Raw genomic sequence first — 24,121 nt, 5'->3', positions numbered from 1 at the left:
ATGCTTAAACTTCACTCAATCCTTCTTGGCGCAGCGCTTTGCGCTAGCCTGGCTTTTGCAGATCGCACGATTACCGATCAGCTCGGTCGCAAGGTCACGATCCCGGATCAAGTAAATCGTATCGTCGTGCTACACCACGAAGCACTCAATGTCTTAAACGAAATCAACGCCCAAGATAAGGTCGTAGGCATCCTAAAAAGCTGGGAGCAACGCCTAGGCAAAGAGTATAATCGCTTGGCGCCGAGTTTTAAAAACCTACCTAATCCGGGCGATATCAAAGATGTCAATTACGAAGCTCTGCTTAGTCTAAAGCCTGATGCGGTCGTAGTGGTAAACTACTTCCCTAAAGAATATATCGCTAAAATGGAGGAGTTGAAAATCCCAGTCATAGGCATTTCATTTTTTAGCTCTGCACAAGAGGAAAAAGCCAAGCTAAATCCGACCTTTAAAGATGAGCGCGATAGCTTTGCTGCTTACGATGAGGGCTTTTACGAGGGAGTTAAAATTCTAGGCGAACTAAGCAATCACGAAAAGGATGCCGCTGAATTAATAGATTTCGTTAAAAAATCACAAGCTGATTTAAATGCCAAATTTAGCAATTTTATCGTAGATAAAAGACCTAGAGTTTATATGGCAAATCCCGATCTTACGACCTACGGTAGCGGCAAATATACTGGCGTAATGTTAGCAAGAGCGGGCGCGACGAACGTCGCCGCTGCGGATATAAAGGGCTACAAGCAGGTTTCGCCGGAGCAAATTTTAGCATGGAATCCGCAGATTATCTTAGTACAAAACCGCTATCCTCAAGTACCTGCCGAGCTTAAAGCAAACCCTGCATTAAAAGGTCTTAGCGCCGTGAAAGAGGATAAAATTTATCTAATGCCCGAATTCGTTAAAGCCTGGGGTCATCCGACTGCTGAAGCGATGGCGCTTGGTGAGGAATGGCTTGCGATGAAGCTTTATCCGCAAAATTTTAAGGACGCAGACTTTGATAAAAAAGTAGAGGAATTCTACGAGAAATTTTACCGCGTCAAATATCAAAAATAATGCTGAACCTAATCCTACTTCTCCTTTGGGTAGTGCTGGCGCTAATCTCGCTCGCTAGCGGGCAGTTTCATATACCGTTAGAAGAAATTTTTAAAATTCTCTTTAGCGGAGGCGGCGATGAAGCCGCCAAAAGTGTGATGATGGATGTTAGAATTCCACGCATTCTACTCTCCAGCCTTTGCGGTGGAGCGCTTGCTATCGCGGGTTTGAGCTTACAGGCGGTATTTAAAAACCCGCTCGTTGGTCCGCACATCGTAGGCGTTAGCACCGCAGCGGCATTCGGCGGCGCGCTTTGTATTTTGCTAGGATTGAGCGGCTTATGGCTTGCGGGGTTTGCATTTTGCTTCGGGCTTGCGGCACTATTTTTGCTCTATCTTTTGGCAAAATTCGTAGCACGCGCCGATATTTTCTCACTCATTTTGGCAGGTATAGTCATTAACGGCGTATTTGCTGCACTTACGAGCTTAGTGCAGTATCTAGCAGACGATGAGGAAGTGCTACCTAATATCGTCTTTTGGCTACTGGGAAGCTTCGTAAGCGCAGGATACGATAAGGTAATTTTGATGTGCGCGATCGCCCTGCCCGCTTCTGCAGTCTTGATCGCGCTGAGATGGCGGTTTAATCTGCTCAGCCTAAATGATGATGATTTGCGCGTGCTAGGCGTGGACGTTAAATTTCTGCGCTGCACGATCCTAGCGCTTTGCACCGCTCTGATCGCCGTACAAGTTAGCGTCAGCGGAAATATCGGCTGGGTAGGTCTTGTGGTGCCACACGCCACCAGGCTCATCGCGGGCAGCGACCACGTGAAGCTAATGCCTGCCTGCTTCATCGCAGGAGCGATCTTTATGCTGGCAATCGACGATCTATCTCGCTCGCTAAGTAGCGCCGAAATTCCTTTAGGAATTCTATCCGCTCTCATAGGAAGCCCGATCTTTGCCCTACTTCTAAAAAGGAGCGCCAAAAATGCAAAATCTAATTGAGGTAAAAAACGCGGGCTTTTACTACGAGGCGGAAAAATTCTGCTTTCGCAACTTAAGCTTCGAGCTTGCCAGCTCTCAAACATTAGCGATTTTGGGCTTAAACGGGCAAGGTAAAAGCACGCTAATGTCGTGTATGATGGGGATTTTGCAGCCTAAAGAAGGCGAGATCGTGCGCAAAGCAAAATTTGCTTTCTTGCCGCAGAGCTTTAACGTCGCGTTTGATTACAGCGTGCTTGACATCGTACTGATGGGGCGAGTACGCGAGATCTCGCTCTTTTCAAAACCGGGCAAAAAGGATATTCAAATCTGCCTTGACGCTCTGGATACGCTAGGCGTCGCCCATCTGCAAAAGCGCAGCTTTAACGCCCTTAGCGGCGGGCAGAGGCAGCTCGTGCTCTTTGCTAGAGCCCTAGCTAGCGGCAGCGACGTGCTGTTTTTGGACGAGCCCGCCAGCGCGCTTGATATCAAAAACCAAGACCGCGTGCTAAGCCTCATCGCGAATCTGCGCTCAAATAGCGATGCGAGCATAGTTTTTACTACTCACCAGCCTAACCACGCCCTCGCAGTCGCCGATCGCACACTGATCTTGCGAAATGATCTTAGCTACAACTACGGCGCAAGCAACGAAATTTTAACCGAAGCCGCGCTTAGCTCGCTCTACGGTGTACAGATCAAAACGACGGAATTTGACGTCGCGGGCGAACAAATCCCCAGCATCACGCAGATTTTCAGCACGCAGGTGAGGTAAGCGTGAGCGGCGCGACAAAGCAACTCATTAATCGACGTGAAATTTTAAATCGCGGGATTTTGTCTTGGGCGAAATTTAAATCGCAGAATTTTACCTTGAAATTTCATCTTGAAATTCCGATCAAAATTTTATATCGAGATTTTGTCTTAGAATTCCAGTCTAAATTCCATAGCGTAATTTTACCGCAGAATTCCGATCAGAAATCTCATAGCGGAATTCTACCTGCGGCTTGCCGGTTTTCGAAGCGTGTGATGAAAGCATGCCGCGCTTGAGATTTAGAATTTCATAGCAGAATTCTGCCCCGCAAATCCATAGATGGAATTCCGTTTTAAATCCCGCGGCGGAATTTTATTCTCGCTCTGGTAGAATTCCTGAAATTCCGCAGTCTGCAAGTTTACCGCGACGAAATTTAAAATTTTAAATTTAGCTATTTAATTCCTGCTTTACATCGATTTGTGTATACTTCGGGATAAATTTTAAAAAGGCTTATTATGCAAGATCTCGTATCTCAGGCAAGAAAAGAGGGAATGATCAGCACCGGCATTGATCTGTTTTTAGCGGCAGTGCCTGCGACTTTGGTTGCACTAGATATTGCTAAGGGCGATATGCTAGGACTTAGCGGCAACAAGACGGCTACCTATATCATTGGCGGAATTATTTTTGCTCTTTTGTGTGTTTCGGTATTTTTCAGGCTAAGAGCGCTCCGCAAAATTTCAATGCTTAGCGGCATAAGGGCGGCGGCACTTTACCGCAACTGCGTAATTGTCTGCATCTGTGTCATTGCCATAACAAGCATCTTTTTATCGATTCCTTTATCGATCTCACACAAGCATTTGGCAATGATATTGTGCATTTTGATAGCGTTTGCAGGCGCAATCTACATAATCGTAGCGTGGTTTTGCATAAATTTTGCTCTAGCGCGCGTAAGCGGCGTAGGGATTTTTGAGACATATGTGTGGCTCTGTGTCATCCTTTTTCCATTAAATGCACTATACCATTTGATATTACCCATAGTCCTCATAATAACTAGCATCGTGCACCTGCTAGCCTGGAGCAAGATAAAAAACATAAGCGTAAAAGTTTAAAATTTCGCAAATATCTTGTCGCGATAGAATTCCGATTTTTGCGATTTAATCCGTGTTTTATGTTTGTTTATATATACTTCGGGTCAAATTTTTAAAAAGGGTTTATATATGCAATTCATTGTATCTCAGGCAAGAAAAGAGGGGATGATCAGCACCGGCATCGATCTGTTTTTGGCGGCGCTACCCGCGGTTTTTATCGTAGTAGGCTATGTCTCTTTCAGCGAGCCATGGCGCCTTGACGACGAGATGATAAATTATATTGCTAGCGGAATTTTGATCGCTTTTATTTGTATTTCGGCATTTTTCAGGCTAAGAGCGCTCCGAAAAATTTCAATGCTTAGCGGCATAAAAGCAGCGACGCTTTACCGCAACTGCATAATAATCTGCGTCTGCTTTTTCGCGCTAGCACTCGTGCTCAATTACCTTTATCCGAGAGAGCCTGACGCAGACGGCGGGCAGAGTGATAATCCATTTGCGGCGATATTTGGACTAGCACTTTTCGTAGGCGTTATTTACATAATCGTCGCATGGTTTCGCATAAATTTTTCTTTAGCGCGCGTAAGCGGCGTGAGTACCTTTCGGACTTATGTGTGGCTCTGCGTGGGACTTTTTGTGCTAAATATACTATGTAACGCAGCGATTATTGCTATAGCTATTTCCTCCGAGCCGCGGACCGAGCAGGTCTCGGCTTTAGCTATTGCTGTCGTAATGCTTAAACTGCTCCTGCCGTTTGCCGCTCTCATAATAACCGGCATCGTGCACCTACTAGCCTGGAGCAAGATAGAAAAGATAAGCGCGGAGGTTTAAATTTTAAATTTCATAAATCTCTTGTCACGATAAAATTTCGCTCTTTTCGGTTTGATTAGCGTTTTACACTTCTGGATAAATTTCAAAAAGGCTTATGTATGCAAGATCTCGTATCTCAGGCAAGAAAAGAAGGGATGATCAGCACTGGCATTGATCTGTTTTTAGCGGCGCTACCGGTGGTTTTGATGGCGATAGACTTTGTTTTTGAGGGCATACCGGGGTATCCATATAATATCGTGATCATAGGTGGAATTTTTATCGCTCTTATCTGTTTCTCGGTGATTTATAGGCTAAGAACGCTCCGAAAAATTTCAGCGTTTAGTGGCATAAAAGCGGCGGCGCTTTACCGCAACTGCGTAATTGTTTTCATCTGCCTCGCGGTGTTTTCATTATTTCATCCGATAAGTTCTTGTAGAGAAGAGATGATTAGAGAGACAATAGGAGAGACGATATGGAATTTAGCGGTGCCCGCAGCCGCAATCTACATAATCGTAGCGTGGCTTCGCATAAATTTCTCTTTGGCGCGAGTAAGCGGCGTGATGATATTTCGGATCTATGTGTGGCTCTGCGCCTTCTTTTTCGCGCTAAATTGGCTATGTGGCGCAGGGCCCTTCGGTTTGGCTACCTCCAAGCCGCAAATTGGTGATACGGTTGCGGCTTTAGTCATCACATCGTTTAAGGAATTTTTGCCGTTTGTCGCTCTTATAATAACCAGCATCGTGCACCTACTAGCTTGGAGCAAGATAGAAAAGCTCGCCTAAGCCGAAGCGCTTTCGTTTTGCAGCGACCGCGCGCTTTTGCAAGTCTAAACCGCAACGTCCAAGCCGCGCTATCCGGCGCAGCATCGCCGCACGCAGCAAAGCCGCAAGATAGCGCGTAAATTTAGAAAATTCAAAGGATAAAAATGAAAGAAATTTCAAAGCAAGGTCTGCTTTGCAAGGCGAAATTCCGCGGAGTTTTAGGCGCCGTGATTTTGCTAGGCATCGGCGTAAGCGGCACGGTGGGCGTAAGTAGCATAGACGAGGACGCGGTCGCGATTTTTAGAGTTTTAGCGCTACTAGCGACGCTAGCGATATTTTACGACTGCTTCGTTTGCCTAGAAAAGGCGCTAGGCGCGCGCTTCGTTAAGACCTATAGGCTGATAGAAAGTATCCCGATCGTCGCGATTTTGTGCTACTGCGCCATGGTAGTAGCGCTAAAAGAGGGCGCGATGCTAGGTCTGCTCTACACCCTGCTCTACGTCCTTTCGACGTGCGCAGCGGTGATAATCTGGGGCGTATTAAACTGCCGCCTAGCCACACTTAGCGGCGTGGATTTATTTAAAATCTACGGCATAGTGGTGTCCGTGGCGTGGCCCTGCGAAGCGGTATTGGGCGCGCTAGCTAAAATAGGCGTAATCCTCGCGCTGCCGTATTTAATCACAGCGTCGCTGGTAACGGCGTTTTCGGGGATTTTTCTAATCATAGCATGGATAAAATTCAACCCCACAAGGTTATGCGGCGCGGAAAATTCTAGCGAGCTTGACGGCGCCAAGCTAGGTGCGGACGGCGAAAAACTGAGCATTTACAGCAAATTCGCTGCTTTTAAGAAATCGGATGCGGACGATGCGAAAAAGCCCGCTTCCAAGGCGAGCGCAGATACCGCAAATATGCCTGCTTCAGCAGTGAGCACAGATGATACGACCGCCGCAAGACGCCCGGGCAACCCCGGATTTAAATTCTAACTCTACTCGCAAGACGGAATTTCGCAAAATTTTTAAAATTTAAGGCGCGGAATTTTATCGCGACGCGCGGCACATCGGGCGGAAACGCGGAATTTTGATTTAATTTTATCCGCTACGAACGCGCAAAATTTAGGGCAAAATTCCAAGCCGAAATTCCGCGATCAATTTAAAATTTTAAGCAGAGGTTCAATCCAAAAATTCCGACGAAGCAAAATCCAAGCCAAAATTCCATCTAAAATTCTAAACTAAAATTCCGATCTAAATCCCTAATCCAGCTTATTTCTAAAAAGCGACGCCGCAAAGCTCAACGTGCCCGCGCCGATCAGCAGCAGCGGCACGATGAGATGCCACAGCTCGCCGAGACTCGCGCCCTCCAGATAGATCCGCCACATGCAGTTGTTAGCATAATACATCGGATCTAGGTGCGCGATGTAGTAAAACCACCGCGGCATCGCGTCCGCAGGCGTTATCAGCCCGCTTATCATAATGCACGGCAGCAGGAACAAAAACGAGCTCACGACCGATTGTAGCGAGGTTTTGCAGACGGTCGAGATCACGAGGCCGATGCCTACGTTGCAGGCGCTAAAGATCGCGATGATCGCAAAAAGATGAGCAAAGCGCCCGCGGAATGGAATTTCGAAGTAAAACACGCAGATCAAAAACAGCGCGAGCCCCTGCGCAATCGCGATCAGTACGGGCGGCACAGCTTTTCCGATCAGCATCTCAAGCGGGTTCGCGGGAGTCATCAGCATCATATCAAAGCTCCCCTCCTCGCGCTCGCGAGAGACGCTAAACGCCGATAGCATCAGCACCTGAATCATCGAAAGCCCCAAAATCATTCCCGTCATGATCGTGTAGCGCGTGATCGTGTTTTCGTTAAAAACATAGCGCGGATTTATGCTGATTAAATTAACAAAATGCTGCGAGTTGTATTCCCCCGCTATGGCCTGCACGAAGCCGATGACGGTGTTTGCCAAGGTCGTATTGCGCGAATCCGCGATGATCAAAAGCTCGTGCGTGCTCGCAAAATCACCGCCGAAATAGATCCCGATGATCGCCTCGCCCTCGCTTACCGCGCGGCGCAGACAGGTTAGGTCTTTGCAGCCAAGTTCGGTCTTAAACATCGGCGTAGCGGCGATGCTCTGCACCAGCGCAGTGGACGTCGCATCGCGGGCGTCGTCCAAAATTGCGTAGCGCACCTGCTCGGGGGTGAAATTCGCGCCGTAGCCGAATATGATCGCCTGCACCAGCACCGGCACGATCAGCACCATACGCGTGCCCTTGTCGCGAAACATCGCCAAAAATTCCTTTTTTATCAGCGCGCGAATTCGAAGCAGGGATTTTCGCAGAGCGTTCATCGCGCGCCCCTTTCAAATTTAGCGGCACCTTTAAATTTAATGCCATTTTCAAATTTAGAGGCGCTGACGGGTGGAATGGAATTTAAAGCGAAATTTAAACGCACCGCGGGCGCGGGTTTAAATTTATGCGGCGCGAGCGTAAATTTTAAAATTTCAAACCGATTGCGCGGCACGGACGTAAATTTTAAATTTCTAAATCCATTGCGCGAAGGCGCGGGCGTAAATTTTAAAAGCGCAAGTTTAAACCTGCACGGCGACAAGGAGCTAGAATTTAAAGGCTTTGCCGCTTGCTTTTGCGGCTCGAAGCGGCGTTTTAAGCGCTCTGCGGCGCTAAATTTTAAAATTTTAAACCCGCGCCCAACCGCCGCTTGCAAGCCCAAGCGTCTCGCGCCTAGAAATTTTAAAAATTTCATCGTATGCCTATTTAGAGCGTAAAATTTCATTCTTTGCACTCCCTGTGAAAGCAAAGCATTCGTTGCTCGCCCTACTTCATAGCGCGAAATTTTACCGCTTGCGGCTCGGATCAAAGCGGAGTATTTATGCAAGCAAACGGCGTAAATTTCGCTACGCCACGCTTCGTAGTTACGCCGTGTAACCGCGCTGCAAAGCTGCATCGTAAAGCGCGATGTAAAATTTAAAAGTGCGCCCGTGAGGTCAAATTTGCTAAGCTTTTCTGCACGCCCTACTTCGTAGCCGTGCTGTGTAGCTGCACTACGAAGTCGCACTACGCGGCGCCACGTAGAATTCAAATATCCGCCCGCATGATTAAACTTAACCGCACGCCGTTTTTCTACCGCGTCGTACGTATACCGCGAAGTAAGCCGCGCCGCGCGCCCGGCTTCGGCTTCATCCGCGCGCGGCGGCTCGCGAATAAACTTTAAAATTTTAAATCCATACTGCGATGAGAAATTTTGCGCGATGTGCGCATAATACACGCGCCCAGGCGCAAATTTTAAAATTTCAGATCTACGCCCTGCCGCCTGTTTATGCGAGCCAAAATACCTCGCGCTAAGAAATTTTAAAATTTCAAGCCCACGCTCTACTCGCTTTCGAAAAAATTCTAAAAATTTCATCGCGTCCTCTATTTTGGCGGCGTGAAATTCCGCCATCGATGCCTTGGGCGAAAGCGAAACGTTAATTGCGCCGATTTTTGCGGCACGAAATTTCTCCGCGCAAGCGTAAAGCAAAAATAAATTTTTCATCGTGCGCCCCTTTTTACGCTAAGCACGCACAAGCTGAAAAACAAAACTGCTCCGAGCGCCTGAATGGCGAGGTTTACCCACAGCGTCGCACTCTGTCCGCCCGATAGGAAGCAGATGCGAAAGGACTCGACCGCGTATGTGGGCGGCAGCAGGTGCCCGATGAAATTGATCGCCGCGGGTAATCCGCGCAGATCGAAGATCATGCCGCTAAGCAGCGTCACGGGCAGGTAGCCGATGACGATGGCGTATTCCTGCGCTAGGAATTGATTTTTGCAGATCGCCGAGATCAGCATGCCTAGGCAGGTCATCTCCAGCACGAAGACGCACAGCGTCGCCAGCAGCATCGCCACGCTGCCGCGGATCGGGATGCCCAAAAGCACCTGTCCGTAAACGAGCGTCATCGCGCCGCCCAAAAGCGCTAGGAAATAATACGCGCCGACCTTGGCAGTGACGATCTCAAGCGCGCTTGCGTTGGAGTTGTAAAGCGAGGCGATCGTGCCGCGGTCCCATTCGCGCGAGATCACGACCGCGACCATAAATAGGCAGATGAGACCCAAAATCCCCACGTACTCGGCAGATACGAGATACCACGTCGATTCGTTGGCTTCGTTGAACCAGCTGCGATAATTCACTCTGACGGGCTTTGCGGCGGCGTTTAAATTTGCGTTTAAAAAGCCGTAATCTTGCGCCAAAACCTGCTCGATCACGCCTGCAACGTAAACGTAGCTAAGAAGCGCGAGCTGCGACTGAGTGGCGTTTTGGATAAGAAAAATTTCGGCACCGTCTTTGTCTGAGTTACTCGCGCCGCCTAGACCATTTGAGCCGCCTACATTACTTAAGCTGCCGCCGTTATTTGTAGCACTGCCTGCGCTATGCACGTCGTTAGCGGAGGGGCTCGCATTGACGCCGCCGCCCGTATTTCCGATACCGCTTGCGCCGTCGATAAAACCAGCATTCGTATCGCCTACGCCACCGATTAAATTTACGCTGCCTTGATCTGCGCCTATGTCGCTTGCGCTGCCGCCGGAATCTACTCCACTGCCGCCGCCAAAAGAATTTGCGTTGCCGCCCGTTTCCGGGCCGTTGCGATGCAAATTCTCGCCGCTTGCGCCGCCCGCAGAGGCGTTTATGCGGCTTTCCGTGCTGGTGCCCGCGCCGCCATCCTCAAGCGGACGGACATTTTCGCCGCCGCTAATATTTTGAATATCGCTTGCGCCGCCCGCAAAGGAGCTTTCGTCGATAGAGAGGTTTAAATTTATGCCGCCGCTTGCGCCGCCGAGCCCGCTCAAGGTGTTTTGAAATTTAGCCGCAAAGCGCGGATCAAAATACAAAATGCTCTCGATCTCGTGCGCCCTAAAATCTCTCCTCGCGCTCTCTAAGTCCGTGTAAACGCGGGTTTGCAGGTATTTTGAGCCCAAAAATCCGCCGAGCAGATCGCGCTCGATTTTGGAGCCCAGATCGCTTACGAAGCCCACCTTGACGGGCTTTATGTCCATCCGCATCGCGTATCCGTAGATCATGACCAAAATTAGCGGCATCAAAAATGCGATCACAAGCGCCGATCGATCCTTTGCGATCTGCGCAAACTCCTTTTTTACGAGGATTTTTAAAAAGGTAAAGTTCATCCGCCCTGCCCCTGTGCTCGGATTTTACGCCGCTGCGCCGCTCGCAGCAAGCCTCTAAATTTTGATCGCGCAAGTGCGGCGACCGCGACTACCGCGCTTTGAAATTTTAGCCGCGGGATCGCATTTGGCGCGCTCCCAAATTTTAATTGCAAAAGTGTGGCGACCGAGATTTGAAATTTTAACGGCACAGACGAACTGCCCGCGCCCATTTCGCTCATCGCGCCCCCAAATTTTGATCGTGCGAGCACAGACGGCAAGCTTTGAAATTTTAAGCAGTTGTGCGGCATTGTCTCGCTGCGTAATTTCTGACGCAAAAGCTCCACGACGGCGCAAGATCCGCGATGAAATTTTTGCATTGAGGCTTTAAATTTACAAGCTGTTCGCAGACTGGCTGCCTTTTTAAATTTGCGACCTGTTTGCAGAACAACCGCCCTTTTAAATTTATAATCCGTTTGCGAGCCGCTCGCGCTTTGAAATTTACGGCGCAGACGAAGCGGGCTCGCTTCGGCGCGGAGCTCGCGCAGTACCCGTCTACAAAATCCGCGCCGTATCCCGCCGCGCGACGTCAGATTTAAAATTCCACTGCCGCTTGAAATTTCGCAATCTCTTAAAATCCCGCCGCCGCTTAGAATTTCACCGACGTTCAAAGCTCGGTCGCTCAAAATTCCGCTGCCGCTTAAAATTTCATCGCCCCGCAAGACCCTTTCGCCGTTTAAAATTTTATCGCGCGGGCGCGCAGGTTTTCGCCAAGTCCACATAAAATTCAAATCAAAAATCCTCGCGGCTCGCGCAAAATTTAGATCAAAAGCCCTCATCGCCCGCCTCGCTTCTAAATTTTTGTACCTCGTTTATGAAGGCCTGCTGCACGCTAAGCCGCCGCCCGTCCTGCACGCAGACTTCATCGGGGCTGCCTAGCGCCAGGATTTTGCCGCGATCTTGGATCAAAAACCGATCGCAATACTCCGCCTCCTCCATAAAATGCGTCGTCACGACCACGCTCACGCCGGTGCGCGCCAGCGCATTTATGCGGTTCCAAAAGAGCCTGCGCGAGAGCGGATCGGCGCCGCTGGTGGCTTCGTCGAGAAACAAAATCTCGGGACGGTGGATGAGCGCGCATGCCATCGAAAGGTTGCGCCCCGCGCCGAACGGCAGGTTTTGCCACGTCTCGTTTCGCAGCCGCTGCAAGCCAAACTCGCTCAAAAGCTCCTCTATGCGCCGCTTCAACGCCATGCCGCCGATGCCGTAGCTGCGGCCGAAATACTCTAAATTTTGATAGCAGCTTAGCTTTTTGTAAAGCGAAAATTTCTGCGAAACGTAGCCGATACGCGATCTGATCGCCGATTTGGCGTAGCGCAGATCCTCGCCCATGACCGAGATCTCGCCTCCGCTCATCCCCAAAAGCGCGCAGATCATGCGAAAAGTCGTCGTCTTGCCCGCGCCGTTTGGACCCAGAAGGCCGAAAATTTCGCCCTTTTTGACCTCGAAACTCGTATTTTCTACGGCGGTAAATGAGCCGAATTTTTTACTCACGTCGCGCACTTTAATTACGGTTTGAGCCGCATCGAAGCTCTTTTTTTCGTAACCGAAGTTTGCCGCGCCGATTTCGGCTTTGTTTAAAAAAATATACGCATCCTCTAGGCTTGCCTCGCGCGGGCTCAGTTTAAATTTAGCGCTTTCGTTTTCGTTAAATTTAATGCCCTCGTTTTCATTTAAAATTTTAAAATTTTCGCTGCCCCCGTTTTCGCGCGCCGTGCTTTCGCCTCCTCCATTTTCGTCGCTGCCGCTTAGGCTGGCGTTTAAAAACCCCTGTAGATCGCGCAGGCTTATAGGCTCTTCGCTTAGCAGATCGACGCTGCCGTCTCTGGGGCAGATGTCGATGAGCGGGGAGTTTTTTAAAAATCTTTGCGTCTTAAACATCAAGCGGCGCGCCAGGCTCTGATAATCCTCGCTGCATATGCGAAAGGTGCGGTTCCGCAGCGCCGCGGTGATCTTTGCGGCACGCTCCTGCGCTATGATCTTGCCGCCGAGTAAGATCAGCGTCAGATCGGCATCCGCCGCCTCGTCGAAATACGCCGTCGAAAATATGCATTTCGCGCCGCTTTGATCCAGATACTCGCGCACGATCGCCCACAGCTCCCTGCGTGAGAGCGGATCGACGCCTACGGTGGGCTCATCGAGCACTAAAAGCCGCGGACGAGCTGCAATCGCGCACGCAACGCCTAGCTTTTGCTTCATCCCGCCGGAGAGCGAATCCACGGCGTAATCTTTAAAGCTTAAAAGCCCCACGCGGCGCAAAAGCCCGCGCAGATACTCCGCGCCGCCTTTTAGATCAAGCCCTTTTAGGCCTGCGAATATATTTAAATTTTGCCAGACGCTAAGCTCCTCGTAAAGCCCCAAGCTCTGCGACATATAGCCGTTTGCGCGGACGAATTCTTTATTTTCGCCGCTAGGGATGAAGCCAGCGAATTTTATCTCGCCGCAATCGGGCGCGATGATGCCGCAGATGAGCTTTAAAAGCGTGGATTTGCCCGCGCCGTCTGGGCCCGTGAGACTGATGAGTCGCGGCGCATCGTCGATTCTCAAATCAAAATTTTCAAAAACGACGTTTTTGCTGCGATCTTCGCGCAGGTAAAATTTCTGCAAATTTACGATATTTAGTAGATCCAAGCCTAGCTCCAAATTTTATTTACTCGACCCGTCGCTTGGCGCGACGAACGAGACCTACGCGTGTTTAAGGGCGCTCTTTGCCGCGACGCCTTGCTTCTGCAGCCGCCGAGACGTCTTGGTTTTGCGGCTGCTACAGCGTCTTAGTTTTGTGACCGCCACGCGCTTTATAAATTTAGCAACGCGCATCGAACAATTTCGCCCAAACCTCGCATAAATTCGACGCAACTTACCGCAAGCGCGCGAAACCAAGCCCTATCACGCCGGGGCGCCCTGCAATCGCCCACTCGAATTTTGCGTGCCCGCACGATCGGCGTTGCTTACGGCTCGCGCCGAATATTCCGCGCGCCGCCCGATCCGTCTTGAGCGCGTGCATATCGCATCGGCTAGCCGCGCCGCTAACAACGCGCACGAACGGGGCGGTCTCCAAAACATGAAGCGACCCGCGAGCACCCGCGATAAATTTGCTTCAAAACGCAAACGAAAGCGAGTTTTCAAACACCTGGCGACCTATGAGCGCCGAGCTCTCTATCTGCGCTACGCCTCTTGCGGTGAAATTTTATCGTTGCCGCGCCTTTTGGGCAAAATTTCACTTCCGCCTGCTTTTCGGGGTAAAATTTCACCGCCACCATGTCTTTTGGCGAAATTTTACCTAGTCTCGGCTTTCCTTAGCATAGTAACGACTTCGGCTACCGCGTCCTTTGGGGTAAAATTTACCGTCACGCGCAACCTGTATTTAATTGAGCCGCTTGTTTCGTAGTGTGAATTTTACTGCCGTCCGCGCTCGGTTCGATCGCCGCTCGTTTATCGCAAAACGCCCGCTAAAAACAAAGCCCGTTACCCGCTATGCCGCCCTGCTTGTACTCGTTTCCGAGCCGCAAATTTTAAATTTAACTCGCGCTGCTTTGCGCCAAAATTTCGCCAAAATTTTATTCGCTGCGCTGTAAAATTCCGATCTTTTATCCAAAGCCCCCGCAAGCTCGCGCAAAACCCGCGCGATAAATTTTTCGCCGCTTTTCGCCTTTGTGCGGCCTCGTTCTAAACACGCAGCATTTTATCGCCGTCTGCGCCTAGACGATATATTTTAGGTGCGATAAAAATTCATCGCCCTACTCTGCGGAGCAAACGCTGTTTAAATTCCGCCTCGAAGCGCGCTTTTAAAATTTCATCAAACTCGCGCCGTATGCACGGCTCGCGCGGCGTTGCGTAAAATTTTGCCATGCGGCGATCTTTGCTATCCAAATTTTGCCCGCAGTCTCCAAAGTGCCGCCCGCGCGCTAAATTTCGCTCGTGCATTAAAATTTTGCGCGTAGCGTTTGCGCGTTAAAATTCCACGCTGATCGGCTGTCCTAGGCGAAAGCTGCCGTCCTCGTCGCTGAAATCGGCGCGCGCCTCCCACACGAGATCGGCGCGCAGCTCCTCGGTCTGCACCGTGCGGGGCGTGTACATCGCGGTTTGGCTCACGTAGGCGACCTTTGCGCTCGCGCTAGAGCCGTCCGCGGCGATGATCCGCACGTTCTGTCCGGCGCGCAGGAAGCGGAGCTGATTTTCGCTTAGATAAAATTTCGCGCGCTTGTTTTTTACTTCGCTGAGCTCAAAAACGCCCACGCTGGGTATGCTAATGTCGCCGAGCTCCTTAAGGCGCGCTCTGATCTGCCCGCTAAAGGGCGCTTTTAGCACGCTTTGCGTCTCGATTTGGTAATTCAGATATTTCAGATTTTCTTCGCAGCTTGCCAAGTTTGCGCGGGCGGCGCCGACATCCTCGCCGCGATAGCCGCTTTGAAGCTGGCGCAGATTGGCCTGCGCGCTTTGCAGCTGGGCTTGCGTGCGCTTCATCGAGTAAAACGCCTCGTCAATCTGCTGCTTGGACGCGGAGTTGCTTTTGCCTAGGCTCTTAAGGCGCTCGTTCGTCAAAGTAGCGAGCTGTAGGGCGTTTTGCAGCGCGCTTACGTTCGCCGCCGCCATCTCGATCTCCTCGCTACGAAAGCCGCTTTGCAGCTTTTGCAAGCTAAATTTAAGCCCGTCGCACCTCGCGATCTGAATACGTCTTTGATAGCTCAGATCCGCCGTATCCAGAGCCGCCAAGACGTCGCCAGCCTGCACGAAATCGCCCTCGTCGCGATAAAGCGCGCTAATGCGGCCGCTGCGCTCGAAGCTAAGCGAGCTCTGCCTGATGTCGATGATGCCGTAGGCCTTGTGCGCGACCTCTTCGCGCCTATCGAGATTGAAGTAGATCGCCGCGGCGAGAGCGGCCAGCGCAAAAACGACGAAAATTAGAAGCCTTTTCATAGATCGCCTTAAATTTTGATATGCGGTTATTATAAAATAACTTTTCTAATGCGGCGCTGATATTTGAGGCTCGGACGGTGATTTTATAAATCGATAGCATTAAATTTGCCGTATTGAATTGACCGCCGTGCGAGCTGAATTGAGGTTTGGGCGGAAAAATTTAGCCTATCCGCGCGATTTCAAGCGGTAAGGCTTGTAAAACACAGCGACTTTTTGAACTAAAAATTTTAACAAGGAAGCTCCGCTCGGAAGCGGAGCGTGGAATTTTAACGTGCGGGTGCCGCGCTAGCACTGCGGGCGAAATTTTGTCGCAAAAGCGAAATTTTATCGCATCAGCGGCATACAAGCATCACGGGCGAAATTTATCGTTTATTGCACGAATAGCGCGCAAGTTGCCGCGAACTAAATTTTATCGCGGCACCCATAGCTACCTGCGCGGCGAGTTGGAATTTACGGCTCCTGCTAGCGATAAAATTTTACGCAGCATGAGCTGGCGACGCTTGGATGCGACGAAAATTCTAACGGCGCAGCGAGTGAAATTTAAGAGGGCTTAGCTCGGAAGCGGAGCGTGGAATTTAATGGAGAAATTTAACGAGATTTAGGCTTGATGAGCCCAAATCTCGCTCGGTCGCGCAAAAGCTGAAATATTTAAAACTCGCCTCCAACTGCGGCGATCCATTTATCAGCCCTCGCCTGCCAGTGCTCGTCGCCTTTAAAATCGATCGTAAGACCCACGAATTTGCCGTTTATAAAGGCACGCGAATGTTTAAATTTATATCCCTCTGCGCCCCAAGCGCCGATGAGATCGGCCTTTTTAAGCACCGGCAAAAACGCGCTCATGCCGCTGCAAAAATCGCTGCCGTGGCGCTCGACGTTGCCAACGCCTATGAGCGCGACCTTGCGTCCCTCAAAATCGGTTTTGTTTAAAAGCTCCAATTTGTCGTCAAATTTAGCCTGGATCTGTCCGTCGCCGTGCGTCGAAGCCGCAAAAATAAACGCGCTAGCGCCTGCCAAATCCTCTTCATTTAGCTCTTTAGCCTCCTTGATCTCAAAGCCGAGCTTTGAAGCGATGTATTCGCTCACGACCTTCGTGTCACCGCCTTTGGTGGCGTAAACTAATAGTTTTTTCATTTTCTCTCCTTAAAAATAAGAATGATTCTAACAAAATAAGATAAATTTTGAATGAAATAAAAATTTTATAAGGCGCCTAGATACGGCACGATGCCTCGTATCCGGCTAATTTTAAGCGGCAGCAAGCCGGTAAATTTTAACGCCGCCGCTTAACCGCTCGTATAAAAATCCGTAGTATAATGCCGCTCGTAGCTCATTATGAAGGAGAAAACATGAAGAATTTTACATTATGTTTGATCGCAGCGATAGCACTTTGCGGCTGCGCGACCCCACAGGATCGATACGGCGGAGATGTTTATGACGCGAGCGAAACGAACCACATGAGGCAAAGCGATCGGATCGAGATCGTAGATGTCCTGCCCGCCAAAATCAACGTAGAGCGCTCCGAGGGCAATACGGGTAAAATTTTAGGTGGCGTCGCAGGCGGAACTACGGGTGCGGTCATCGGGCATAAGCTCGGCAAACATAGCAGCAGCAGGCGCTTAGCTGAGACCGTGGGGCTCGTGGGCGGTGCGGTAGTAGGCGCGGTCGCCGGAGATGCGATCCAAAACTCCCAAAAGACGGTGCAGGGCTCCAACATCATCTACAAACTAAACGGCAAGGAGTACTCATCCGTGCAAGCCGACCCGCCGTGTAGATTTAAGCGCGGCAAAGCTCTGCTGATCCACACGGGTAGCGAAACGCGGGTGCAGCCAAACTCGGGATGCTAACAGAACTCGATATGTTAAATTTAAAGTCGCCCAAAGCTTGCGGTGAAATTTTAAAATTTCACCGCGACGTTTAAAATTTTAAAAGCGGTGTTTTAAATCCCGAAGCAGCGCGGCTTACAAAAATAGCACCGCTAAATTTAGCGAGCGATCGAAATTTTAACTCTACAAAATTTTAAGAGCCCGCTAAAATATTTTAATATATAATCGCTGCCTAAAAACGGAGGGCGCGATGAAAAAATTCTATCTTAAAATTTGGGCACTTGCGCTTATAGCGGCATTTGCAGCGATCCCTGCTGCGGCAGCGGAAGGCTTGGATTATTTATTAAAAACCAAAGAGGAAAAAGATTTAGCGATCTCTTGCGATAGCGGCAATGGAAAATACAGCGCATGCACGAAACTCGTCGAAATTTTATCCAAAAAGTGCGACGGCGGAGATTATGAAAGCTGCGGGGCAGCCGGGATGATATTTACGGATTTGGGTCAATACGAATTTTCATCCGCTCCTTTGATTAAGGCATGTGAAGCAAATATCATGTCTTACTGCTCCTATCTTGCCATTAACGATATACTTTTTACGGGAAATCTTGAAAGAGCTGCTAAGGTTTTTGATAAAATTTGCAAACAGGGAATTTCAGAGGACAAAAGGCTTGCTTGCAGCATAAGGAAAGAGATTGAAGACTGCTCTAAAGATGCAAAGTGCGATCCGCTAATGAAAGCCAAAGAAATTATCAAAGGACTATAACCATGAGAAAAATTTTATCATTAGCACTACTTTTATCTATGCCTTTGCTGGCAAAAAACGATATAGACATTGATATCTCTGCCGCAATAAACGATACAAACTTAAAAAATTTAGCGAATAAATGCGATTGGAGCAAAGGCGATTATGAAGCTTGCTCGATACTAAAAGATACTTTATCGGCAAAATGCGATGAAAAAAATTTTGAGAGCTGCGGTGCATTAGGAATTTTATTAATATATTTGCGCAGAGAGGAAGACGCAACAGAAGCGTTAAACAAAGCTTGCGATGCCGAATTATTAAATTTTTGCCTAAACGCAGGTATGCACGATTTGTACTATACGGGCAATATAAAAAGAGCATTTGTAAATCTTAAAAAGGTATGCGATGCGGCGATAGAGCCTTCAAAGAAAAAATTGGCCTGTAAGATGAGCTATGGTTTGGAACAATGTTTAAATGACGATGAATGCAATCCGGTAAAAAAAGCCAAAGAACTTTTGGAATAAGATTAATTTAACAGGATAAAAGAACGGCAATAATTTTATAAAGTTTGAAAAGATAAAAGGTTGCAGCGGGCAATTTGAATTAGTACAACCCATCAAAAAATAATGTAAGCAGTTGGCTATATAATTTTGAAATTCTAATCTAGAAACTTTATATCTTACCTATAAAAATTTTTAAATTTTACTCTTGCGGTTAATCATAAATTCTATATGAAGTCTTTAAATTTGCTCTAAAACCTCTCTCGCGTATTTCATCCCCAAATCATAAGCCTTTTCATTTAGCGCGCGGGTTTTTTCTGGCACAGAGCGGAGCATTTGCTCTTTTACAAGCCCTGCGTCCATGCAGCGGCTAAGCTCTACTGCGATCGCTAGAGCCACGACACTTTGAGTGATGACATTTCCAACTTCGTATTTTGCGATGGTGATGATTGGAATTTCATAAATTTTAAAGTTTATCCTATCCTCATCGCTCGGCACTACTAAATTCGGCTCGATTACGATCACGCCGCCTTTTTTCACGCCATTTTTGAAAGCATCGTAGCTACTCTGCGCCGTTGCAAGCATGAAATCGATCTCGCCCTCGCTCGCGTAAGGATATAGAATTTCTTCATCGCTTAAGATAATATCCACTTTCGTAGGTCCGCCACGTACCTGAGAGGTATACGTAGATGCCTTGATTCCATAGCCGCCGTGCGCGATCTTTGCCGCAGCTAGAATTTCACCCGCTAAGATTACGCCTTGACCGCCCACTCCCACAAATCTTAACTGATTCATCTTAGTCCTTCAAAATTTATCGCTTCGCCGCTTTGTGCCGCGTCTATCACCTTTTGATACGCCTTTGTGTATTCGGTGTGCTCATTATCTTCATGTAAAACCCCAAGCGGAAATAGCCCCACTCGCTCATCCTCGCTAAGAGCGTCAAATTTAGCCTTGGAAATCGTGCGCGAATCAAGCCACTTTAGCATTTGCACCGCCTCGCTCATTTTATTTTTACGACCCAAATTTACGTGGCAGTTGCTAAAAATATCAAAAAAACTATAACCCTCGTGCTCAAAGCCCTTGGCTAGAAGTCGCTCGATTTTTTCGGGATTTGTCACGCTCTCGCGTCCAACAAAAGTTGCTCCGGCAGCGATTGCAAGTTTCGCCGCATCAAAGCTGGGATCGACATTGCCGTATTGCGCCGTAACCGTCCAAAACCCGCGCGGCGTCGTAGGGCTCGTCTGCGAGTTTGTAAGCCCGTAGATGAAATTATTTACTAAAATATGATTTAGATCGATATTGCGGCGGCATCCATGAATCGTGTGATTGCCCCCTATCGCAAGCCCATCGCCATCGCCAGTGACTACTATTACGTGCTTACCTGGATTTGCGAGCTTGATACCCGTAGCATAAGCTATCGCGCGTCCGTGCGTCGTATGGACGGTATTGCAGTCTATGTAACTCGACATCCTGCCACTACAGCCGATACCGCTTACCACGCACACATCGTCCATACTCCAGCCTATGCGGTCAATCGCGCGAATAATCGCTTTTAAAATCACTCCGTCGCCGCAGCCCCAGCACCAAAGCGTAGGCATCTTGTCCGTTCTTAGATATTTATCGTAATCAAACGCCATTTAAAGCTCCTTTACTTTCTCGATAATCTCGCTAGGGCTGATCGGTCTACCGTTTGCCTTAAGAAGCGTCTTAAAATCATCCCTCAAGCAAGCGCGCTGCACCTCTAGCAGATACTGCCCTAAATTTAGCTCGGCGATCAAAATTTTATTAAATCTCTCCCCTAGCTCCCTTAGCTTGCGCTCAGGGCTTGGCCATAGCGTAATCGGGCGAAAAAGTCCCACACGCACGCCTTGCCCTCGTAGCTTTAAAATCGCGTCTTTTGCTGCCAGGCTAACGCTGCCGTAGGCGATGATGCAGATTTCGGCGTCATCTAGCATAAATTCCTCATATTGCACGATCTCATCTTCATGCGCCGAAATTTTATTAAAAAGCCTTTTTATAGAGTGATCTACGATCTGCTCATTTTCGGTCGGAAAGCCCTTCCCGCCGTGATGAAGCCCCGTTATGTGATAGTGGTATCCCCTAAAAAATGGATTTAGCACCGCAGGCTTATCGGGCGCAGCATCGTAAGGCTCATAATCTTTCGGACTACCTTTAAATTCCGCCCTGCGCTCGATTTTTAGATCCGAAATTTCAGGCAGCACCGCCTTAGCCTGCATATGCCCAAGCGTCTCATCAAGTAGCAAAAATACTGGCGTCATAAACCGCTCGGCTAGATTGAAGGCGCGCACGGTCTGCGTGTAAGCCTCCTTTAGCGAGCCCGGGCACAGCGCGATGCTTTGAAAATCACCGTGAGTGGGGTTGCGAGCTTGCAAAATATCGCCCTGTGCCACTCGCGTAGGAAGTCCGGTGCTAGGACCTCCGCGCATAACGTTTACGATTAAAAGCGGAATTTCAGCGATAAAGCCAAGCCCAATCTGCTCTGATTTTAGCGAAATTCCAGGACCGGAGCTTGCCGTCATCGCCTTTGCACCGCTCATCGACGCGCCCAAAGCTACCGAAATGCCCGAAATTTCATCCTCCATCTGGATAAATTTGCCTCCGACCTTAGGTAGCAAGCGACTCATCTCGTGCGCGATCTCGCTGCTCGGCGTGATCGGGTAGCCTCCAAAAAAATTACAGCCGCAATCAATCGCCGCACGCGCAATTAAGGCGTTGCCTGTGGAAATTACTTCTCTCATTATGCGTCCTTGGGTTTCATAAAATTATTGTTTTTGATTTTTTCAGCCATCTCTCTAGCCTGCGAGCTTAGACGAGCGAATTTAAAGCCTTTGGGCGCAACGAAAATCGCAAAATCAGGGCAGTGCAACTCGCACTCCCTACAGCCGATACAGGCGCCCTCATCCACCACGTCGATCATCATGCCTTGCACGGCGCCCTCGTCCTGTCTCATCGCGATCGCGCCGCTAGGACAGACGCTTACGCAGATGTTGCACGCCTTACAGCGGCTCTCATCCGTCCAGATAGCGCGCTGGCTCTCATTTTCGCTCATATTTTCTCCTTAATTTATCAAAATCCGCACTAAATCTCGCTTCGCGATTTAAAATTTGAAATTTTGCGGCGCAAGCCTGCTTTGATCGCATTAAATTTCTCTCATTTTTAAATTTTGCAGAGTTTAAATTTTAAAATTTTGTGGCTCTCAAAAATTTACGTCGCGCAGAATTCTGAGCCAAAGTAAAATTTTAATCTACGAAATTTCACAACGGAAAATTGCGCAAATTTTAAAATTCCGCAGCGAATGAAATTTTACGCTGCAGAATTCCGCGAGCTTAAATTTCTTGCCGAAGTGAAATTTAATGCCGCAAAATTCTATCGCAAGAATTCTATATACTTTGAAATTTTAAATCTACGAATCCCGCTTCCGCATCGCGCCTAATTCGCCCTATATCCGCTAAAACTTCAGCCCTGCTATCCGCTCACGCATCCGCTCAAGCTGCTCGTAAAACTCGCCCGAGTAGGCGAAATTTCTCTCTATCGCGCCCATTTTGCCGACGCTTACGAAGCGCCCCAAAGGCACTCCCGATCTATCCGCAACGCAGCAGGCAAGCGTGCCGCAGGTATCGCAAAGAATGTATTTCATGATCTTTACGATCCCCGCAGCGGGCGCCAAATACGCCGACGTACCCAGTAGCTCGCCGATCTGCGCGCCGGCGCGTTTGGTATTTTGCACCGCGCGACCAAAAATTTCATCCGAAATTTCAAATCCCAGCTCGTTTTTAAGCGCGATCATCTCTTCGCTATGCGGACCCACGATCGCGCTTCTCATTGATGAAATTTCCTTGCCGCTTTCGCGCGCGAGTTCAAATTTAAGCCGCGCGCCGTCTAGCTCGCCCGCCATGCCGATGACGCGCTCTTTTGCAAACCCGCTAGCTTTAAGCGCCGCATAAACCATCATATCAAGCGGATTAGTAACGACGATGATGATGGAGCTAGGCGCGTATTTTGCGGCATCTCGCGCGCATTGCGCGACGATGGCGGCGTTGCTGCCAAACAGCTCCTCCCTGCTCTGTCCTGCCTTTCTTGCGCGCCCTGCCGTGATCACGACAATGCCTGCATCCGCTATGTCGCTAGGCTCCGTGCTGCCGCTTATGCGCAGGTCTCGCTCATAAACCGCCGCCGCATGGGCAAGATCGAGCGCCTTGCCGCGCGCGATCTGCTCTACCGTATCCACAAGCGCGATGCTATCTATCTTTTGGCTCAAAGAATCGCTTACGATAAGATCGTTCGCTACCGCTGCGCCGATGTTTCCTGCGCCGAATATCGCTATTTTCATTGTTATCTCCCAAATATCAGCCCGCATTTTTATAACTGCGGGAGTTTAAATTTTAAAATTTAAAGACGAAATTTCGTTTTAAAATTTAAGCAGAAGCGACCTTAAATTTTACCTCTGCGCCTTTACGTTGCGCTCGTGCTCGGCTTGCGTGCGCGCAAAATCGTGAAGCCCCGTTTTTTTATTTCGCATAAAATACAGATACTCGCTCTTTGCAGGCGCCAAAGCTGCGCGTATTGCATCGCGAGAGACCACACACACGGGCTCTTTGGGAAGTCCGTCGTTAAGGTAGGTATTGTAGTGGCTGGTATCGGTGCGGATGCGCTGCGGAGTGATTTTGACGTGCGAAAACTCGCCGTAATTCAGCGTGCCGTCCATCTGAAGGCGCATATTTTTGGCTAAGCGGTTGTCGATGACGGAGGCTACGAGGGGCATTTCATCGGCGTTTGCAGCCTCTTTTTGAATGACTGAGGCTTTGATCAGCACCTGCTTCCACGCCGTGGCGTTATATTCGCCGATAAGCTCGTGCGACAATCCTTCGTGGAATTTTTGCGCGCTTGAGATGAGGTGGTCGATGATATTTTTTTCGCTTTCGTTTTTGCCTATTTTATAGGTTTCGGGAACCAAAAAGCCCTCGTAAAACGGCGCCGTAGCGTTGTATTCGCGCTCAAGTTCGCTAAAGCTTAGTCCGCGATCTTTCGCAAGCTGTTTTAAAAACACGATCGTAGTTTCGCCCGGGATCAGCTTAATCTCGTTCATCACGGGCTTTGCGATGCTTAGCTCATATAAAAACTGATATTTGGGCAAATTTTCGCCGCTAAGCTCCAGCTCGCCGGTTTTTGCGCCGCCGTAAAAAGAAAGCAGTCTCGCGTCGAATTTGCTAAATTTAGGATAACTCTTTGAGAGTTCGGATAAAATTTTCGTTGAGCTGCCCTGGCCTATCTGCACGGTTTTCGCGTTGCCGACGCGCTCGTGTAGATCAAAGCCCACGGCCAAAAGAACGATAGCCGCAAGCTCGATACAAACGCACGCCGCTTTGATGAGCTTTATAAAAAATTTCATGCGTTCCTTTCAAAATTTAACTGAAATTATAGGCAAATAAGCCAAAATTTTGAATAAATTTCATATTATAAGCGCAGTTTTTCGGCACGCTCGATTTGATTTTGAGCGTAGCTTTTTAATG

At 49.0% G+C, this 24,121-nt stretch carries 25 protein-coding genes; 12 read left to right on the top strand and 13 right to left on the bottom strand.

Features of this window, described 5'->3' with window-relative positions; genetic code table 11:
- The 7 genes from CGRAC_RS05885 (at window position 1) to CGRAC_RS05855 (ending at window position 6,390) form a co-directional block, all read left to right on the top strand.
- On the top strand, window positions 1–1,047 hold the full coding sequence (locus tag CGRAC_RS05885) for an ABC transporter substrate-binding protein (protein WP_040303690.1): 1,047 nt from the start codon (window positions 1–3) through the stop codon (window positions 1,045–1,047).
- Window positions 1,047–2,027 carry a FecCD family ABC transporter permease gene (locus CGRAC_RS05880; protein ID WP_005870476.1) on the top strand — a complete coding sequence of 327 codons (981 nt, stop codon included), beginning with the start codon at window positions 1,047–1,049 and terminating at the stop codon, window positions 2,025–2,027. The genes CGRAC_RS05885 and CGRAC_RS05880 overlap by 1 nt, the downstream gene beginning before the upstream one ends.
- A complete protein-coding gene (locus CGRAC_RS05875) occupies window positions 2,011–2,775 on the top strand; it encodes an ABC transporter ATP-binding protein (protein ID WP_005870478.1) in 765 nt (254 codons plus the stop codon). Before CGRAC_RS05880 ends, CGRAC_RS05875 begins: the two co-directional genes overlap by 17 nt.
- Before the next feature lie 491 nt (window positions 2,776–3,266).
- Window positions 3,267–3,860: a hypothetical protein gene (locus tag CGRAC_RS05870; protein WP_005870484.1), complete on the top strand. Its 594-nt coding sequence runs from the start codon at window positions 3,267–3,269 to the stop codon at window positions 3,858–3,860.
- 108 nt (window positions 3,861–3,968) lie between these two features.
- Window positions 3,969–4,667 (top strand): hypothetical protein, encoded by a 699-nt coding sequence (locus tag CGRAC_RS05865; protein ID WP_040303695.1) that lies wholly within the window; start codon window positions 3,969–3,971, stop codon window positions 4,665–4,667.
- A gap of 98 nt (window positions 4,668–4,765) precedes the next feature.
- Window positions 4,766–5,428, top strand: a complete 663-nt coding sequence (locus CGRAC_RS05860) for a hypothetical protein (RefSeq protein ID WP_005870488.1) — start codon at window positions 4,766–4,768, stop codon at window positions 5,426–5,428.
- Between the two features lie 143 nt (window positions 5,429–5,571).
- Complete coding sequence (locus CGRAC_RS05855) at window positions 5,572–6,390, top strand: hypothetical protein (protein ID WP_005870491.1); 819 nt, start codon at window positions 5,572–5,574, stop codon at window positions 6,388–6,390.
- 266 nt (window positions 6,391–6,656) lie between these two features.
- Here the strand turns inward: CGRAC_RS05855 and CGRAC_RS05850 are convergent, their stop codons facing one another.
- The 6 genes from CGRAC_RS05850 to CGRAC_RS05815 all read right to left on the bottom strand — a co-directional run bounded on the left by CGRAC_RS05850 (window position 6,657) and on the right by CGRAC_RS05815 (window position 15,528).
- The gene (locus CGRAC_RS05850) at window positions 6,657–7,748 is read right to left on the bottom strand and encodes an ABC transporter permease (protein ID WP_005870496.1); all 1,092 of its coding nucleotides are present in this window, start codon (window positions 7,746–7,748) and stop codon (window positions 6,657–6,659) included.
- On the bottom strand, window positions 7,745–8,950 hold the full coding sequence (locus CGRAC_RS05845; protein WP_005870497.1) for a hypothetical protein: 1,206 nt from the start codon (window positions 8,948–8,950) through the stop codon (window positions 7,745–7,747). Before CGRAC_RS05845 ends, CGRAC_RS05850 begins: the two co-directional genes overlap by 4 nt.
- Window positions 8,947–10,575 carry an ABC transporter permease gene (locus tag CGRAC_RS05840; RefSeq protein WP_005870498.1) on the bottom strand — a complete coding sequence of 543 codons (1,629 nt, stop codon included), beginning with the start codon at window positions 10,573–10,575 and terminating at the stop codon, window positions 8,947–8,949. Before CGRAC_RS05840 ends, CGRAC_RS05845 begins: the two co-directional genes overlap by 4 nt.
- Entirely contained in the window at window positions 10,572–11,390 is an 819-nt protein-coding gene (locus CGRAC_RS05835; RefSeq protein WP_005870499.1) for a hypothetical protein, read from the bottom strand. The genes CGRAC_RS05840 and CGRAC_RS05835 overlap by 4 nt, the downstream gene beginning before the upstream one ends.
- Window positions 11,377–13,242 carry an ATP-binding cassette domain-containing protein gene (locus tag CGRAC_RS05830; protein WP_040303698.1) on the bottom strand — a complete coding sequence of 622 codons (1,866 nt, stop codon included), beginning with the start codon at window positions 13,240–13,242 and terminating at the stop codon, window positions 11,377–11,379. The genes CGRAC_RS05835 and CGRAC_RS05830 overlap by 14 nt, the downstream gene beginning before the upstream one ends.
- 1,320 nt (window positions 13,243–14,562) lie before the next feature.
- Window positions 14,563–15,528 (bottom strand): HlyD family efflux transporter periplasmic adaptor subunit, encoded by a 966-nt coding sequence (locus CGRAC_RS05815; protein WP_005870508.1) that lies wholly within the window; start codon window positions 15,526–15,528, stop codon window positions 14,563–14,565.
- Between the two features lie 392 nt (window positions 15,529–15,920).
- On the opposite strand from CGRAC_RS05815, the gene CGRAC_RS05810 reads away from it, so the two are divergent.
- On the top strand, window positions 15,921–16,082 hold the full coding sequence (locus CGRAC_RS05810) for a hypothetical protein (RefSeq protein ID WP_156187202.1): 162 nt from the start codon (window positions 15,921–15,923) through the stop codon (window positions 16,080–16,082).
- Between the two features lie 94 nt (window positions 16,083–16,176).
- On the opposite strand, the gene CGRAC_RS05805 is transcribed toward CGRAC_RS05810, so the two are convergent.
- The gene (locus CGRAC_RS05805) at window positions 16,177–16,659 is read right to left on the bottom strand and encodes a flavodoxin domain-containing protein (RefSeq protein ID WP_005870510.1); all 483 of its coding nucleotides are present in this window, start codon (window positions 16,657–16,659) and stop codon (window positions 16,177–16,179) included.
- 212 nt (window positions 16,660–16,871) lie between these two features.
- On the opposite strand from CGRAC_RS05805, the gene CGRAC_RS05800 reads away from it, so the two are divergent.
- The 3 genes from CGRAC_RS05800 to CGRAC_RS05790 all read left to right on the top strand — a co-directional run bounded on the left by CGRAC_RS05800 (window position 16,872) and on the right by CGRAC_RS05790 (window position 18,614).
- Entirely contained in the window at window positions 16,872–17,369 is a 498-nt protein-coding gene (locus CGRAC_RS05800; RefSeq protein ID WP_005870511.1) for a hypothetical protein, read from the top strand.
- A 229-nt stretch (window positions 17,370–17,598) separates the two neighbouring features.
- Entirely contained in the window at window positions 17,599–18,111 is a 513-nt protein-coding gene (locus CGRAC_RS05795) for a hypothetical protein (protein WP_005870512.1), read from the top strand.
- A gap of 2 nt (window positions 18,112–18,113) precedes the next feature.
- Window positions 18,114–18,614 carry a hypothetical protein gene (locus tag CGRAC_RS05790; protein WP_005870513.1) on the top strand — a complete coding sequence of 167 codons (501 nt, stop codon included), beginning with the start codon at window positions 18,114–18,116 and terminating at the stop codon, window positions 18,612–18,614.
- Window positions 18,615–18,830: 216 nt separating this feature from the next.
- On the opposite strand, the gene CGRAC_RS05785 is transcribed toward CGRAC_RS05790, so the two are convergent.
- Genes CGRAC_RS05785 through CGRAC_RS05770 form a run of 4 tightly spaced genes read right to left on the bottom strand, consistent with a single transcriptional unit; the run spans window position 18,831 to window position 21,660 of the window.
- Window positions 18,831–19,385 (bottom strand): 2-oxoacid:acceptor oxidoreductase family protein, encoded by a 555-nt coding sequence (locus CGRAC_RS05785; protein WP_005870514.1) that lies wholly within the window; start codon window positions 19,383–19,385, stop codon window positions 18,831–18,833.
- Window positions 19,382–20,227, bottom strand: a complete 846-nt coding sequence (locus CGRAC_RS05780) for a 2-oxoglutarate ferredoxin oxidoreductase subunit beta (protein WP_005870515.1) — start codon at window positions 20,225–20,227, stop codon at window positions 19,382–19,384. The genes CGRAC_RS05785 and CGRAC_RS05780 overlap by 4 nt, the downstream gene beginning before the upstream one ends.
- Window positions 20,228–21,349, bottom strand: a complete 1,122-nt coding sequence (locus CGRAC_RS05775; RefSeq protein WP_005870516.1) for a 2-oxoglutarate synthase subunit alpha — start codon at window positions 21,347–21,349, stop codon at window positions 20,228–20,230.
- A complete protein-coding gene (locus tag CGRAC_RS05770) occupies window positions 21,349–21,660 on the bottom strand; it encodes a 4Fe-4S binding protein (protein WP_005870517.1) in 312 nt (103 codons plus the stop codon). Before CGRAC_RS05770 ends, CGRAC_RS05775 begins: the two co-directional genes overlap by 1 nt.
- A 246-nt stretch (window positions 21,661–21,906) precedes the next feature.
- Here CGRAC_RS05770 and CGRAC_RS11885 point away from each other — a divergent pair, with 246 nt between their 5' ends.
- Window positions 21,907–22,044, top strand: coding sequence for a hypothetical protein (locus tag CGRAC_RS11885; protein WP_005870519.1), 138 nt, complete (start codon window positions 21,907–21,909; stop codon window positions 22,042–22,044).
- Between the two features lie 15 nt (window positions 22,045–22,059).
- Here the strand turns inward: CGRAC_RS11885 and CGRAC_RS05765 are convergent, their stop codons facing one another.
- A complete protein-coding gene (locus CGRAC_RS05765) occupies window positions 22,060–22,941 on the bottom strand; it encodes a lactate/malate family dehydrogenase (RefSeq protein WP_005870521.1) in 882 nt (293 codons plus the stop codon).
- 108 nt (window positions 22,942–23,049) lie between these two features.
- Window positions 23,050–24,000, bottom strand: a complete 951-nt coding sequence (mltG, locus tag CGRAC_RS05760; protein WP_005870522.1) for an endolytic transglycosylase MltG — start codon at window positions 23,998–24,000, stop codon at window positions 23,050–23,052.
- Window positions 24,001–24,121 lie beyond the last annotated feature (121 nt).

Source organism: Campylobacter gracilis (assembly GCF_001190745.1).
GTDB classification, from domain to species: Bacteria; Campylobacterota; Campylobacteria; order Campylobacterales; family Campylobacteraceae; genus Campylobacter_B; species Campylobacter_B gracilis.
This window is presented reverse-complemented; position numbering and strand designations above follow the sequence as displayed.